At 49.5% G+C, this 14,810-nt stretch carries 11 protein-coding genes; 5 read left to right on the top strand and 6 right to left on the bottom strand.

The features are described from left to right. Positions 1-36: 36 nt before the first annotated feature. From DWY55_RS01455 to DWY55_RS01445, 3 genes are all read right to left on the bottom strand, one after another. Complete coding sequence (locus tag DWY55_RS01455) at positions 37-225, bottom strand: hypothetical protein (RefSeq protein WP_005826290.1); 189 nt, start codon at positions 223-225, stop codon at positions 37-39. Between the two features lie 90 nt (positions 226-315). Then, positions 316-3,873 (bottom strand): pyruvate:ferredoxin (flavodoxin) oxidoreductase, encoded by a 3,558-nt coding sequence (gene nifJ / locus DWY55_RS01450; protein WP_005826291.1) that lies wholly within the window; start codon positions 3,871-3,873, stop codon positions 316-318. Positions 3,874-3,914: 41 nt separating this feature from the next. Further along, positions 3,915-5,093: an ATP-binding protein gene (locus DWY55_RS01445; protein ID WP_005826292.1), complete on the bottom strand. Its 1,179-nt coding sequence runs from the start codon at positions 5,091-5,093 to the stop codon at positions 3,915-3,917. A gap of 128 nt (positions 5,094-5,221) precedes the next feature. On the opposite strand from DWY55_RS01445, the gene DWY55_RS01440 reads away from it, so the two are divergent. Next, positions 5,222-6,430 (top strand): hypothetical protein, encoded by a 1,209-nt coding sequence (locus tag DWY55_RS01440; protein WP_118931046.1) that lies wholly within the window; start codon positions 5,222-5,224, stop codon positions 6,428-6,430. On the opposite strand, the gene DWY55_RS01435 is transcribed toward DWY55_RS01440, so the two are convergent. Next, positions 6,414-7,871 carry a glycoside hydrolase family 10 protein gene (locus DWY55_RS01435; RefSeq protein WP_227212859.1) on the bottom strand — a complete coding sequence of 486 codons (1,458 nt, stop codon included), beginning with the start codon at positions 7,869-7,871 and terminating at the stop codon, positions 6,414-6,416. The two genes, DWY55_RS01440 and DWY55_RS01435, sit on opposite strands and share 17 nt — an antisense overlap. Positions 7,872-7,993: 122 nt before the next feature. Between DWY55_RS01435 and DWY55_RS01430 the strand changes: the two genes are divergently transcribed. Genes DWY55_RS01430 through DWY55_RS01420 form a run of 3 tightly spaced genes read left to right on the top strand, consistent with a single transcriptional unit; the run spans position 7,994 to position 10,159 of the window. Next, positions 7,994-9,424, top strand: coding sequence for a carbon starvation protein A (locus tag DWY55_RS01430; protein WP_008663941.1), 1,431 nt, complete (start codon positions 7,994-7,996; stop codon positions 9,422-9,424). Beyond that, positions 9,424-9,645: a hypothetical protein gene (locus DWY55_RS01425; RefSeq protein WP_005826297.1), complete on the top strand. Its 222-nt coding sequence runs from the start codon at positions 9,424-9,426 to the stop codon at positions 9,643-9,645. The genes DWY55_RS01430 and DWY55_RS01425 overlap by 1 nt, the downstream gene beginning before the upstream one ends. A gap of 25 nt (positions 9,646-9,670) precedes the next feature. Then, positions 9,671-10,159, top strand: a complete 489-nt coding sequence (locus tag DWY55_RS01420; protein WP_044467944.1) for an outer membrane beta-barrel protein — start codon at positions 9,671-9,673, stop codon at positions 10,157-10,159. A gap of 208 nt (positions 10,160-10,367) precedes the next feature. Here the strand turns inward: DWY55_RS01420 and DWY55_RS21925 are convergent, their stop codons facing one another. After that, positions 10,368-10,550: a hypothetical protein gene (locus tag DWY55_RS21925; protein WP_044467943.1), complete on the bottom strand. Its 183-nt coding sequence runs from the start codon at positions 10,548-10,550 to the stop codon at positions 10,368-10,370. A 112-nt stretch (positions 10,551-10,662) separates the two neighbouring features. Here DWY55_RS21925 and DWY55_RS01415 point away from each other — a divergent pair, with 112 nt between their 5' ends. Continuing rightward, complete coding sequence (locus DWY55_RS01415; RefSeq protein WP_120177975.1) at positions 10,663-11,841, top strand: energy transducer TonB; 1,179 nt, start codon at positions 10,663-10,665, stop codon at positions 11,839-11,841. 100 nt (positions 11,842-11,941) lie between these two features. On the opposite strand, the gene uvrA is transcribed toward DWY55_RS01415, so the two are convergent. After that, positions 11,942-14,725, bottom strand: coding sequence for an excinuclease ABC subunit UvrA (uvrA, locus tag DWY55_RS01410; RefSeq protein ID WP_120177974.1), 2,784 nt, complete (start codon positions 14,723-14,725; stop codon positions 11,942-11,944). Between the last annotated feature and the right edge of the window lie 85 nt (positions 14,726-14,810).

The raw sequence follows: 14,810 nt of genomic DNA, 5'->3' as shown, positions 1-14,810 counted from the left end.
TACACGTCTGTTTACTTCTGTAAATGATACTGGAACTTATTTCAGTATTTGAGGCAGGTTTTCCCTTCCCCAGAAGTAGTAAACACAGATTCCAATCCAGCTTGTGAGCAGGATGATAATTGCAACTAATAGTTTCTTCACGCCGTCTACCGGCCACTTCATGATTTCAAGTACGGCTTTGACACACAGAACCACACCGATAATCCAAATGATAAATCCAATCATAACCTGTGATATTTAGTATTGTTAATTAAAAACAAATAGAGACTACGCCTTATTCAGGAGCAGCCTCTATTCTTTATTTAGTAATCGGAATTACTCTGTAACTTCAGCGCCCCAATTTTCTTTGGAAAGACGCTTGTAGCTGTTGTAACGCCATTTAGCGTTTTCTTCAGCAGCCTTGAACAGCTCGTCGGCCTCCTGCGGATATTGCTTCATTACGGATGCGTAACGAACTTCACCCTTCAGGAAGTCTTGGAATCCGCTCCAATCCGGTTCCTTGCTATCCAGCGTGAACGGATTCTTGCCTTCAGCCTCCAGAGCCGGGTTGTAACGCCACAAGTGCCAGTAACCGCACTTAACGGCCTTTTCTTCCTCTGCCTGGCTCTTGCCCATACCTGCCTTCAGACCGTGGTTGATACACGGAGCGTAAGCGATGATGAGTGACGGACCGGGATATGCTTCTGCTTCACGGATAGCCTTTAAAGTCTGAGCCTGGTCGGCACCCATAGCGATTTGGGCAACGTATACGTAACCGTAAGTAGTAGCCATCAGACCGAGGTCTTTCTTGCGTACACGCTTACCGGCAGCGGCAAACTTGGCGATAGCGCCTACCGGGGTAGCCTTGGAAGACTGACCGCCTGTGTTGGAGTAAACCTCAGTATCCAGTACGAGGATGTTGACATCCTTACCGCTTGCGATTACATGGTCGAGACCACCGTAACCGATGTCGTAAGAGGCACCGTCGCCACCGATAATCCACTGGCTGCGTTTTACCAGGTATTGAGACAGACTGGCGATAGTCTTGCAGCTGTCGCACTTGTCTTTGGCAGCTTCTACCATCGGAATAATCTTTTCAGCCAGTTCCTTGCTCTTGTCTGCATCGTACATGTTTTCAATCCAAGCCTGGAATACTTCTTTGTATTCAGCCGGAGTTCCTTCTGCTGCGATGGCATCTTCCATAGCCTTCACGATACGTGCGCGCATCTTTTCGTTGGCAAGCTCCATACCCAGACCGAATTCGCAGAAGTCCTCGAACAATGAGTTAGCCCAAGCAGGACCGTGACCCTTTTCGTTCTTGGTATAAGGAGTAGAAGGTACTGAACCGGAGTAGATGGAAGAACATCCTGTTGCGTTGGCTACCATTTCGCGGTCACCGAACAACTGGGAAATCAACTTCACATACGGAGTTTCACCACAACCGGAGCAAGCACCTGAGAACTCGAACAACGGAGTGGCGAACTGAGAGTTCTTCACGTTGGCCTTGATGTCAACCAAATGTTGTTTGCTCTTCACGTTTTCAGCACAGTAGGTCCAGTTGGCAGCTTCCGGCAATTGGCTTTCGAGGTGTTTCATAGTCAGAGCCTTGCCACCCTTCTTCGGGTTGCCCGGACAAACATCGGCACAGTTGCCGCAACCCAGACAGTCGAGAACGTCTACCTGAATACGGAATGTCATGCCGTCGAATGCTTTACCTACAGCCTTCAGTTGAGTGAAGTTGGCACCCTTCTGCTCTTCAGCATCGAGTACGAACGGACGGATGGAAGCGTGAGGACAAACGTATGCACACTTGTTACACTGGATACAGTTTTCAGCGTTCCACTCGGGTACGAATGCAGCTACACCACGTTTTTCATATTTGGCAGTACCTTGTTCCCAAGTACCGTCTTCAATACCCTTGAAAGCGGATACCGGCAATAAGTCACCGTCTTGTGCGTTGATAGGACGAACCACTTCGTTGATGAATGCAGGATCGTTGTTTTCAGCCTTGGCGTCGTCTGCCAGATTGGCCCAAGCCGGGTCAACGGTCAGTTGCTTGTATTCGCCGCCACGGTCAACTGCTGCGTAGTTCTTGTTGACAACGTCTTCACCCTTCTTGCCGTAAGACTTAACGATGAATTTCTTCATCTGTTCTACAGCCAGGTCAACCGGAATAACGCCGGTGATACGGAAGAATGCGGATTGCAGGATGGTGTTGGTACGGTTGCCCAAACCGATTTCCTGTGCAATCTGGGTTGCATTGATATAGTAAACAGTGATATTGTTCTGTGCAAAGTACTTCTTCACCTTGTTGGGCAGGTTCTTGGCAAGCTCTTCGCCTTCCCAGATGGTGTTCAGCAAGAAAGAGCCGTTCTTACGCAAGCCGCGGGTTACGTCGTACATGTGCAGGTAAGCTTGAACGTGGCAAGCCACGAAGTTAGGCGTGTTTACCAGGTATGTAGAGCGGATAGGAGTATCACCGAAACGCAGGTGCGAGCAGGTGAAACCGCCTGATTTCTTGGAGTCGTAAGAGAAATAAGCCTGGCAGTGCTTGTCGGTATTGTCACCGATAATCTTCACAGAGTTCTTGTTGGCACCTACTGTACCGTCAGCGCCCAAACCGTAGAATTTGGCTTCGAACATGCCTTCGCCGCCCAATGCGATTTCTTCTTCCTGGGGCAGAGAAGTGAAGGTAACGTCGTCCACGATACCGATAGTGAAGTGGTTCTTCGGCATCGGCATAGCCAGGTTCTTGTAAACGGCGAGGATTTGCGCGGGAGTAGTGTCCTTGGATCCCAAACCGTAACGGCCGCCTACGATAACCGGAGCATTCTCTGCACCGTAGAAGCAGTCTTTTACGTCGAGGTACAACGGTTCGCCGTTAGCACCCGGTTCTTTCGTACGGTCCAGTACGGCAATCTTCTTGGCAGTCTTGGGAACGGCGGCAAGGAAGTGCTTGGCAGAGAACGGACGATACAAGTGAACGGCAACCAAACCTACCTTTTCGCCATTGGCAACGAGGTGGTCGATAGCTTCGCGGGCAGCTTCCGTTACAGAACCCATGGCGATGATAACGCGTTCTGCATCTTCTGCACCGTAGTAATCGAACAAACCGTACTTGCGGCCTGTGATTTTGGAAATCTCGTTCATGTATTCCTCAACGATAGCCGGAACTGCTTCATAGTAGTTGTTGCAAGATTCACGGTGTTGGAAGAAGTGGTCGGGGTTTTCGGCCATACCACGGGCAACCGGGTTCATCGGGTTCAATGCACGTGCGCGGAATTCAGCCAAAGCTTCCTGGTCGATAAGCGGAGCGAGGTCTTCGTTCTCCAACATTTCAATCTTCTGGATTTCGTGAGAAGTACGGAAGCCGTCGAAGAAGTTCATAAACGGAACACGGGCCTTGATGGTGGCTAGGTGGGCAACACCTGCCAAGTCCATAACTTCTTGTACAGAACCTTCGGCCAACATGGCAAAACCAGTCTGGCGTGCAGACATAACGTCCTGGTGGTCACCGAAGATACACAGTGCATGGCTTGCCAATGTACGTGCTGATACGTGGAATACACAAGGCAGGAATTCACCGGCAATCTTGTACATGTTCGGGATCATCAGCAACAGACCTTGTGAAGCTGTGTAAGTAGTAGTCAGCGCACCGGCTTGCAGAGAGCCGTGGACGGCACCTGCAGCACCACCTTCTGACTGCATTTCCTGTACCAATACTGTTTCGCCGAAGATGTTCTTGCGACCTGCGGCAGCCCATTCGTCTACGTATTCAGCCATCGTAGAAGAGGGGGTGATGGGGTAGATGGCAGCTACTTCGGAGAACATATACGAGATATGTGCAGCAGCCTGGTTACCATCACAAGTAATGAATTTCTTCTGTTTAGTCATAACTAAATTGAATTATTTATTTAAGTAAAAAAATCTCTCTCTTAATACAAGAAACCGAATAACCAGAGAGGTATTTGGTTGCCTCGGCCTATTTCTGCCTTATGCAGTACATAAGTAACTCCCGGATTATTCTTTATCTTTGTTCCTTCCGGACAAATCTTGAAAGGCATCACCTCATCTACCATGAACGAGATGTTCTTGTCGCCCTTGTTCACCTTGTGGTCCTTCCACATTGTGTTGGCAAAGAAAGTGTCCAGTACGTCTTGCTCTTCCACCTTGACGGGATAGATGGAATACATCAGATTTGAATTGTGCATCATTATCTTCGACGGCTTCTTGGGGAATTCTTCTCCCTTCGGATAGACCATATTGATGAGTCGTGCGTCTGCCAGATACTTGATGTAATTCATTACTGTGGCGCGGGAGGTCTGTATGTCGTTTGCCAGTTGGCTGACATTCGGCGCTTTCGGCCCGTCCACGGCCAACAAATATAGTAATTTCTTTATCTTCGAAAGGTATTTCAGCTCAATTTGTTTGATGAGCAGGATGTCTACTTCCACCATCATGTTCATTGTCTTGAGCAGATTCTCCGAGAAGTTACGCTTTTCGAGGAAGAAAGGGTAGAAGCCGTGGTGCATATAGTCCTGCATGTAGTCCAATGGACGTACTTTGGAGAGGATGCCTTTGGCTATCTGTTCGTGGTTGCTCAGGATTTCTTCCAACGGATAGGCATGGAACTTCATGCCCGTCTGCAGGTTCAGGTATTCGCGGAAGGAGAAGCCGCGCAGGTTGTAGCTCTTCACGATGTCGCGCAACTCCATATTCTCCTCTTTCAGACGCATCACGGACGAGCCGGTGAACACGATTTTCAGGTTGGGGAAGCGGTCGTAGCACATACGCAGTTCCTTGCTCCATTCCGGGTACTTGAATACTTGGTCTATCAACAGCACTTTTCCTCCGCGGCGCTGGAATTCGGCGGCGAACTCCACGATGCCATGTCCGGAGAAGTAGAAGTTGTTCATGTTGATGAAGAGGCAGGAGCGGTCTGTGCCGAATTTCTCTTTGGCATATTGCAGCAAGAAAGTAGTCTTACCTACGCCTCTTGTGCCTTTGATACCGATAAGACGGTCATTCCAGTCTATTTCGTCCATTAGGTCGCGGCGTACGGGGGCATTGGTATGCTCTACGAGATAAGCGTGTGTACGGTAAAATGCTTCCATGCTTTAAATTCGGTTTATCGGGCGACAAATATACGGCTTTTTTATAGATTTGCAAAGTAGAGATGGCAAAATATTATATAACTTTGCACTCTCATACAAAACGTGAGTAATTGGTTAACATTTGAAAGATGAAACTTTATGTGTTCAATCCTGATGCAGATATGGCATTGGGAAATAATGAAGAAAATTATATGGCGCCCGCTACCATCCGCCGTATGGCTGAAGACTTGGCTTTGTTGCCGATTTGGTATGCCCAGCCGGGTAGTGGGGTACTGGCCTCTTCCGCCTATAATGCAGATTATCTGAAACAGATGCAACAGTTGTTCCGGCTGGATGTGCATTTGGTGACAGAGCCGGAGCTACCCGATTATGCTGATGTGCGGGTAATGCCTTGGGGATGGAACCCCGCTATCCGTAAACGGATGTTGAAAGGCGGTGTTCTGGAAAAAAATCTTCCTACGCCGGATGCTTTGGATAAATATCGTATGAAGGCTGCCCGTAGTAACGCTTTGGCTTTTCGCGCACTTTTCTATTTCAATAAAATAGATTATACTTGTGGTGACGGTTGTTGCTTGGTGGAGGCTGATGGTAGAATGACGGATATCTCTCCGGATATTGTTGATCGTTACAAGGAGGGATGTGTGTTCAAATCACTTTGGTCGGGAAGTGGAAAGGGATTGTGTTGGTGCCGTCATGGCTTTACGAAAAATGTTTCCGATTGGTGTAGTAGGGCGCTGAAAGAAAATAGAGGTTTTGTGATGGAGCCTATATTTGATAAGGTGGAAGACTTTGCCATGGAATTTTATTCGGATGGTCGGGGAAAGCTTCTTTTTGTCGGCTATTCCCGTTTTGTTACGGATGACAAAGGGGCATATCGTGGTAATATCCTTACTTCGGATGAGCAAGTGGAGGAATGGATTCAGCAATATGTACCCTTTGAAGCATTTGTACGCATACGCAATATGATGCAGAAAGCATTGGAAACGAGTTATGCTACATCTTATATGGGTTTCTTGGGTGTGGACATGATGGTCTGCCGTCAGAAGGAAGGGCATCCGTATGCCATCAACCCCCATGTCGAAATAAATCTACGGATGAATATGGGAATCGTTTCCCATGTGCTTAGTGAGCATTTCATTGTCCCCGGTGGGGAGGGACGTTTTTCCATTGATTGCTTTCCGACCCATGAAGCTTTGATGGAGCGGCATGAGCAGGATGTGCAAAGCTATCCGCTGGTGGTGAAGGACGGCAGGGTTGTTTCCGGCTATCTGCCTCTGGTACCGGTCACTCCGAAGAGCCGTTACCGGGCTTTTGTCTGTGTCACTGCTGCTGAATAGCTTCGCTTTCGTTTCCGCAACGGTCTATGGCTGTCACGGCAAAATATTTTCGGGCAGTCCACGGGCGGATGGGGGCATAGGTATATTCCGTGCCTTGTACTCGTTGTGCCAGGATATTCTCCGGATTGGAGGTATCTACGGGATAGGTGTCCGAACCGTAGATTACATACATCGGAGCATTCCGCTTGTCATTGTCCGTGGCGGGTTGCCAGCTTAGTTTCCAATAGCCGTTTTCCGGTGTTTCCACCGTGAGTCCGGAGGGAGGTGTAGGAGCTGCATTGTCTATCCACGGCATGGCGGGTTGCAGGGCCGGGGCGGTATAGAAGTCTTCTTCCAGCGCATCATAAAGCCCTTGCGTATTGTCCATCAGATACTTCACACGGTAGTGTGCCTCCCCCGCCAGACCGTGGGCGCGGATAAAGTGCATCTGCCGTTCAATCTCGTCCAGCGTCCAGTTCCCTTCGCTGGGGTCGAGGAAGTAGATGCCCAGACCGGGAATGATTTGGCGTCCGTTACTTTGTTCCTGCCAGTCGAGGGCAAAGGGATAGAAATGATTGCCACGGAAATAGAGCATCGGATAAATCTGGTCCTGGATGCCCTCGCCCAGCCAACCCTGCACGTCTTGATAGACGGTGTGGAAGGCATTCCAGCCACGGGAGGGGTAGCGGGAAGTGTCTTTGTATTTTCCTACCGGGCAGGTGCTGACCTTTACCCAGGGTTTCATGGCTTTTACACCTTTATATATATAGCGTACTATTTCCGTCAGGTTGTCTCTGCGCCATTGGGCAAGGCTGCGTCCTTTGCTGTATTTGCGGTAGTCGTAGCTGTCGGGAAAACGGGGGGCGTTTTCCGGATAGCGCAGGTAGTCGAAGTGTATCCCGTCTACATCGTAGCGTTCCACCACTTCGCGGACAAGGCTCATCAGGTACTCTTTGGTTTGCGGATGTCCGGGATTCAGGAAGTATTCGCGTTTGTAGGGTACGCAGATGGCGCGTTTCTTTTTGGTGACGGACTCTTTACCGAGGGCGGCTACATGCTTGCGGTTGCCCAGAGGGATGGTCACCATCCAGGCATGGCACTCCATACCGCGCTTGTGGCATTCGGCTATGGCAAAAGCCAGCGGATCGTAGCCGGGGTCGCCGCCCACCTTTCCGGTCAGTATGGAGTTGTAGGGCTCGATGGCTGATTTGTAGAGGACATCTCCCCGTGTACGGGTCTGGAACAGTACTGTGTTGAAATTGGCGGCTTTCAGTCTGTCCAATATTTCAATCAGTTCGGCCTGTTGCTTGCGGATGCCTTCGGGCGAAGTGGTGCGTGTCTGCGGCCAGTCCAGGCCATAGACGGCAGTTATCCAGGCGGCACGCACTTCATGCTTGGGCGGTTGCGCAGCCAGTGGCAGCAAGACGGCCATATATAGTAAAATGGAAATAATTCGTTTCATTTTTCTCTTTTCTTCTTTATTTCTGTCATATTTCTCGGCGAAGATAAGCAAAACACCCGATTATTTTGTGCTGTTTACTTGGAAACTGTTACATTTGCATACATTAAAGATATTAACACGCCATGATTACATTTACGCTTTGCCTGCTGGCGTTGATAGCCGGCTATTTTATCTACGGACGCTTCATAGAACGCGTCTTTGGTCCCGATGACCGCAAAACACCCGCCCTTACCAAAGCCGATGGTGTGGATTACATTCCACTGCCTACTTGGAAAATCTTTATGATACAGTTTCTCAATATTGCCGGGTTGGGACCTATCTTCGGTGCCATCATGGGAGCTAAGTTCGGTACGGCATCCTATCTGTGGATTGTACTTGGCAGTATCTTTGCCGGTGCAGTGCACGACTATCTTGCCGGTATGCTCTCCTTGCGGCATGACGGGGAAAGCCTGCCGGAAATCATCGGACGCTATCTGGGGCTGACCACCAAGCAGGTGATGCGCGGCTTTACCGTCATCCTGATGATATTGGTGGGAGCTGTCTTTGTGGCAGGGCCGGCCGGACTGCTTGCCAAGTTGACCCCCGACAGCTTGGATACCACCTTCTGGATTATTGTTGTTTTCGCTTATTATATCTTTGCCACTTTGCTGCCGGTAGATAAGATTATCGGTAAGATATACCCACTGTTCGCCGTTGCCCTGCTGTTCATGGCGGTCGGTATTCTGGTAATGCTTTACGTCAACCATCCTGCATTGCCGGAGATATGGGACGGATTGCAGAACACGCATCCCGATGCGGTTGCATTGCCCATCTTCCCCATCATGTTCGTCAGCATTGCCTGCGGTGCCATCAGTGGCTTCCATGCCACGCAGAGTCCGCTGATGGCACGTTGCATGACAAGCGAGCGCCACGGACGCCCCGTTTTCTATGGGGCAATGATAACCGAAGGCATTGTAGCCCTGATATGGGCTGCCGCCGCCACTTATTTCTTCCACGAGAACGGGATGGGGGAGACGAATGCCTCTATCATTGTAGACGCCATTACAAAAGACTGGCTGGGTGCCGTAGGTGGCGTATTGGCCATTCTGGGTGTTATTGCCGCGCCTATTACCAGTGGCGACACGGCTTTCCGTTCAGCGCGCCTCATTGTGGCGGATTTCTTGGGAATGGAACAAAAATCCATGCGTCGCCGTTTATATATATGCATCCCGATGTTCCTGGTAGCCATTAGCTTGTTGCTTTACAGCCTGCGGGACAAGGATGGATTTGATATGATTTGGCGTTATTTTGCCTGGGCCAATCAGACTCTGTCCGTCTTTACGTTGTGGGCCATTACGGTCTATCTGGTACGCGAGAAGAAAGGACGTTATTATTACGTCACCTATTTCCCGGCATTATTCATGACGGCTGTGTGTACCACTTACATCTGCATTGCTCCCGAAGGTTTCGGGCTCGGTCCGAATTATGCGCTGGGCATAGCCTTGATAGCTGTTGTGCTGGCTGCTATTTGGTTTAATATTTGGTATTTTAAGACGACTAAAAAACTTTGGTAATGAAGAAAATCAAGAAATCTACCGGGCTCACGTTGGCCCTGCTTATTTACGTTTCTGCTACTGCCGCTTATTTCCTTCCCCGCAATACGGAAATCAGCGATACTGAGAAGTATGTCACCGTAGCTGCTTCGTACCTCATTGTATTTGTGCTGTGGCTGGTGCTTCGCAAGAAGGAGGCGCTGCAACGCAAGCGATTCGAAGAAGACAATAAACAACATTGATTATTTACTCAAAAAACAGAACAAGATGAAAAAACTGGCATTATTCGTTTGCTTGCTTGTTGTCACAGTGGCAGCTCAGGCACAGTTTGAAAAAGGTAAGTGGATTTTGAACCCGTCCATCACCGGTTTGGAATTTTCTCATGACACGGGAACCGACAAGACAAGTTTTGGCCTTGAAGCCAAGGGAGGTGCTTTCCTGCTCGACAACATCGCCTTGCTGGTGCATGCCGGGGCTGCTTGGAATACCGGAGGGTCTGACCTCGATGTCTATACGCTGGGTGTAGGTGGACGTTATTATTTCGACAAGATTGGCGTGTATCTGGGTGCCGATGTCAATGTGGACCGTTGGGATTGGGGACACGATTTGGATGATACCAAGTTCTCTTTCGGTCTGGAAGCCGGTTATGCGTTCTTCCTGACGCGTACGGTAACCATTGAGCCTGCTGCTTATTGGAACATTAACGACGACCGTTCTAAATTTGGTCTGAAAGTAGGTTTCGGATTCTATTTCTAATCTCATTTTGCTACTACCACAGAGTTTGTTTTTGCAAAACATCTGTCATGCTATCACGCGGAGGGGTATATTCTATTGATTACAAATACCTTACCGCGTGATAGATAGGCGTGATAGATAAGAATCGTTACACTTATCTGTCACGCCCATTTCGTTTCCATTTCAATTGTACTGCATACTTCTTTCATTGGCGCTATTATCTTAGTTATCAGTTCTTTCCTACTGCAAAGTTCTGCACGCTTTTTGCAGTGTCACTGCATGAGGCTTGCAGTAGCTCTGCAATACGGTTGCAGTCGTACTGCAATGGGCGTGCAGCAGCACTGCAAAAGGAATGCAGTGACTTTGCAGTGGCGATGCAGTGTCTTTTAGCCGTAATCTTTTCTATTCTCATACCGTTATTACATGTATTCCTAATATAGTCTTATGAGATTAGGGGTTCTATTTTTGATTATGATTGCGAAAATGAGTATATTTGATGCTATGGACTTGAAATACAAAATGCTATGAACAGAGTTTGTTTTCTCCTATTGCTTTGTTGCCTTTCATCCTGCAAGATGAATAAGACGGAACGCGTAGAAATGCCTGAAGATTCTGTAGATACGGTAGGGTTAGACCGACGGTTGCAGGAAAAATCAGTGAGCGATAGCCTCAAGATAGGGCTCGTGGATGACGGTGACTGCTTGCAAAAACAATTGCTTGCCATTCACGACGAACTGAGAAAGCGGTTGGAAAACACAACCTACACACACATCCGGAGGAATGTGACCGGATATGGGGTGGGGATGCATTGCATAGATATAGATTTGATTGTGAATACTCCTGAAAAACGGAAAGAGTTCCGGGAGGAGATAATGGACTCCCCCGTTTTCTGTTTTCATGGTGTAGAAGTCCCCGTCATCAACGAGAGAGTAGGCAGGAATCATATTCGTGGCATCCATATCCGTCCCGAATATCCAGTCTTTTCAACGAAAGCGCCTCATGCGACATTCATCCTCAGCAATCACAGTGGCGGAGATTTGACCTGCGGCGAGCATTACTACCTGACGTTCGAAGACGAAAAAGGTACCTGGCGGGAATTGCCGATAAACGCTGCCTTTTGGGACATCGCCTATGTGCTGCGGGATGGGGAGGAAAGGGTTATGAAAGCCTCTCTTTATCCGGATGTGCATCCCAACAAGCCGGGACGCTACCGTTACTTTTATGAGATAACCATCAGGAGGAAACCTGTCTTGATGATGACTGAGTTCAGATTGACGGACAATGAGGAAGAATGGAGAACGGCGGAAAAGACATCTCTTCCCCCTTATATTTCGGATGCAGGGAAGGGCGGAAGCCCACAATTGATAACGGAAGAGCCAATGGAGGAACCGGTCTATAAAGTAGTGGAAGTGATGCCCGAGTTTCCGGGAGGTATGAAAGCCTTAATGGATTTTATTCAAAAGAATATCCGTTATCCGGAAGAAGCCCGTAAGAATGGCATTCAGGGAAGAGTTGCTGTCAGCGTGGTGATTGACGAGAATGGTCGTGTGACGGACCCCGTTATTATGCGCAGCAGGTATCCTGCCTTGGATGAGGAAGCATTACGGATTGTAGGATTGATGCCACAATGGAAACCGGGGATGCAGCAGGGTAAAGCCGTGAAGGTGGAATTTACTTTTCCGGTTACTTTTAAATTGGAGTAGTAGCACCCGGTAAGATTAAGCACAAAGACACGGAGGCATAGAGTTTTATTCTTTTTCCTTGAATTTAATATCTCTGTGTCTCCGTGTCTCTGTGCTCTATTTAAGGAAGCGAGGGATATAATTTCTCTTGCAAGAATTGTCCCGTATAACTTGCCGCACACTTCGCCACTTCCTCCGGTGTACCGGTAGCTACGATGTTTCCTCCTTTGTCCCCTCCTTCGGGTCCCAGGTCTATCACATGGTCCGCACACTTCACCACATCCAGATTATGTTCGATGATGACAATGCTGTGCCCGCGGCGTATCAGGGCGTCGAAGGCTTCGAGCAGTTTCTTGATGTCATGGAAGTGTAGTCCGGTGGTCGGTTCATCGAAGATGAACATGGTCGGGTCTGCTTTCTCCTGGCTGAGGTAGAAGGCGAGTTTCACGCGCTGGTTCTCTCCACCGGAGAGGGTGGAGGAGGCTTGCCCCAGTTTGATATATCCCAAACCTACATCCTGCAAGGGTTGCAGCTTCTTCACAATCTTTTTCTGTCCGTGTTGCGTAAAGAATTCGATGGCTTGGTTTACGGTCATCTCCAATACGTCGTAGATATTCATGTCGTGGAACTTCACTTCCAGCGTGTCCGCCTTGAAGCGTTTGCCGTGGCAGGATTCGCATTCCAGTACAAGGTCTGCCATGAATTGCATCTCCACCGTGATGGTGCCTTCACCCTTGCATTCCTCGCAACGGCCGCCTTCGCTGTTGAAGCTGAAGTATCCGGCACTGTATCCCATCTGCTTGGCAAGCGGTTGGTCCGCCCATAGTTTACGGATTTCATCGTAGGCCTTGATGTAGGTCACGGGGTTACTTCTCGATGACTTCCCGATAGGATTCTGGTCAACAAACTCTACATTGCGCAGGTTCTGCAAGTCTCCTCCAATGGAAGTGAACTCGCCCGGACGTTCGTTGCATTCATCCAACTCCCGTTTCAAGGCGCGGTAGAAGATGTCGCGTACCAGCGTACTCTTGCCCGAACCGCTGACACCGGTGACTACGGTCATTACATTCAGCGGGAACCGTGCCTCTACACCCTTCAGGTTGTTTTCGCGGGCACCTTTTATTTCTATGTAGTTGTTCCACGGGCGGCGGTGTTCCGGCAGGGGGATGGTTTCTTCGCCCAGCAGATAACGCACGGTATAGCTGTCACTGTCTTTCTGAAGGTCTTTCATATCTCCTTGGTAGACGACCTCCCCTCCCAGGCGGCCTGCCCGGGGACCGATGTCGATGATATAGTCGGCAGCGCGGATAATCTCTTCATCATGTTCCACTACCACTACCGTATTGCCCAACTGTTGCAGCTGGCGGAGCACGTGTATCAGTTTGTCCGTATCGCGGCTATGCAGGCCGATGCTCGGTTCGTCAAGAATATACAGACTGCCCACCAGGCTGCTACCCAGTGAAGTGGCCAGGTTGATTCGCTGGCTTTCACCGCCGGAGAGCGAGTTGCTGAGGCGGTTCAGCGTGAGGTATCCTAAACCGACATCCAATAGGAACTGGATGCGGCTGTTGATTTCTGTCAGGATGCGGCGGGCTATGTCGGCGTCATGCGGGTCCAGCTGCAGGTTGTCGAAGAAGAGCTTCAACTCAGTGATGGGCAAATCTACCAGTTCGGAGATGTTGCGTCCTCCCACGCGTACGTAGTTTGCTTCAGGTTTCAGGCGGGTACCGTGGCATTTGGGACAGAGCGTCTTTCCGCGGTAGCGTGCCAGCATCACACGGTATTGTATCTTGTACTGGTTTTCCTGCACCATCTTGAAGAAGGCGTTGATGCCTTCAAAGTAGGGTGTCCCTTCCCACAGCATCCGGCGTTGCTCGTCGGTCAGTTCATAATAGGGAGTGAAGATGGGGAAGCCGGCTTTCTCGGCTCCGTGTATCACCATATCCCTCCATTCACCCATCTTTTCGCCCCGCCAGCATACTACAGCGCCGTCATAGACGGACAAGGAGCGGTCGGGTATCACGAGATGCTCGTCAATGCCGATGACTTTCCCGAATCCCTCGCATACGGGGCATGCGCCGATGGGAGAGTTGAAGGAGAACATCTGGTCGTTCGGTTCTTCGAAGGTGATGCCGTCTGCTTCGAACTTGGTGCTGAAACGATAGAGGCAGGTACTCCCGTCGGGCTGGTAGAAACGCAGCAGGCAGGCACCGTCTCCTTCGTACATGGCTGTTTCGGCCGAGTCGGTGAGGCGGCTGACGGAATCCTTTTCTGAAGAGGCTGTCATACGGTCAATCAACAGAAAAACAGTGTCTCCGGCTTTCGGCTTGTATTCGTCGATGCGCATCATTTCACCGTTCACTTCCAGACGGGTGAAACCTTGCTTCATGTCTATCTCCAGTTGTTGTTGCAGGGTGCGGTCTTCGCGCAGCAATATCGGGGCGAGCACGGTATATCTGGTTCCTTCCGGATATTCCGGCATGCACTTCACGATGTCTTCTGCCGAGTGTTTCTTCACTTCTTGTCCGCTGACCGGGCTGAAGGTCTTTCCGACACGTGCGTAGAGCAACCGCAGATATTCGTATATTTCAGTGGAGGTACCCACGGTGGACCGTGGGTTACGGCTGCTTACTTTCTGCTCAATGGCAATGGCAGGTGGAATCCCTTTGATGAAATCGCATTCGGGCTTGCTCATACGTCCCAGAAACTGGCGGGCATAACTGCTTAAGCTCTCCACGTAGCGGCGCTGCCCCTCGGCATATAATGTATCGAAAGCAAGTGAGGATTTTCCGGAACCGGACAGTCCGGTGATGACTACGAGTTTGTTACGGGGAATCTCTACGTCAATGTTCTTGAGGTTATTGACACGGGCTCCCTTTATGATAATCGATGTATTTTCTGCCATATAAAAGTCACTTATGTGATTTAGGATTTGCAAAGATAATGCAAACCGGGGTAGAATAAAACGAACCTGCTGGAAAAATCGTATC

The sequence above is a fragment of the Bacteroides sp. AF25-38AC genome (genome assembly GCF_003602995.1).
Taxonomy (GTDB): Bacteria; Bacteroidota; Bacteroidia; order Bacteroidales; family Bacteroidaceae; genus Bacteroides; species Bacteroides uniformis.
The sequence above is the reverse complement of the archived record's forward strand: the minus strand, read 5'-3'. Positions and strand labels throughout refer to the sequence as shown.

Excerpts from the sequence above, each read along its gene's own strand:
- DWY55_RS01435 (WP_227212859.1), bottom strand. The coding sequence starts at position 7,871 with ATGAAACGAATTATTTCCATTTTACTATATATGGCCGTCTTGCTGCCA.
- DWY55_RS01430 (WP_008663941.1), top strand. The coding sequence starts at position 7,994 with ATGATTACATTTACGCTTTGCCTGCTGGCGTTGATAGCCGGCTATTTT.
- DWY55_RS01415 (WP_120177975.1), top strand. The coding sequence starts at position 10,663 with ATGAACAGAGTTTGTTTTCTCCTATTGCTTTGTTGCCTTTCATCCTGC.
- uvrA (WP_120177974.1), bottom strand. The coding sequence starts at position 14,725 with ATGGCAGAAAATACATCGATTATCATAAAGGGAGCCCGTGTCAATAAC.
- DWY55_RS01440 (WP_118931046.1), top strand. The coding sequence starts at position 5,222 with ATGAAACTTTATGTGTTCAATCCTGATGCAGATATGGCATTGGGAAAT.
- DWY55_RS01445 (WP_005826292.1), bottom strand. The coding sequence starts at position 5,093 with ATGGAAGCATTTTACCGTACACACGCTTATCTCGTAGAGCATACCAAT.
- nifJ (WP_005826291.1), bottom strand. The coding sequence starts at position 3,873 with ATGACTAAACAGAAGAAATTCATTACTTGTGATGGTAACCAGGCTGCT.
- DWY55_RS01425 (WP_005826297.1), top strand. The coding sequence starts at position 9,424 with ATGAAGAAAATCAAGAAATCTACCGGGCTCACGTTGGCCCTGCTTATT.
- DWY55_RS21925 (WP_044467943.1), bottom strand. The coding sequence starts at position 10,550 with ATGAGAATAGAAAAGATTACGGCTAAAAGACACTGCATCGCCACTGCA.
- DWY55_RS01420 (WP_044467944.1), top strand. The coding sequence starts at position 9,671 with ATGAAAAAACTGGCATTATTCGTTTGCTTGCTTGTTGTCACAGTGGCA.
- DWY55_RS01455 (WP_005826290.1), bottom strand. The coding sequence starts at position 225 with ATGATTGGATTTATCATTTGGATTATCGGTGTGGTTCTGTGTGTCAAA.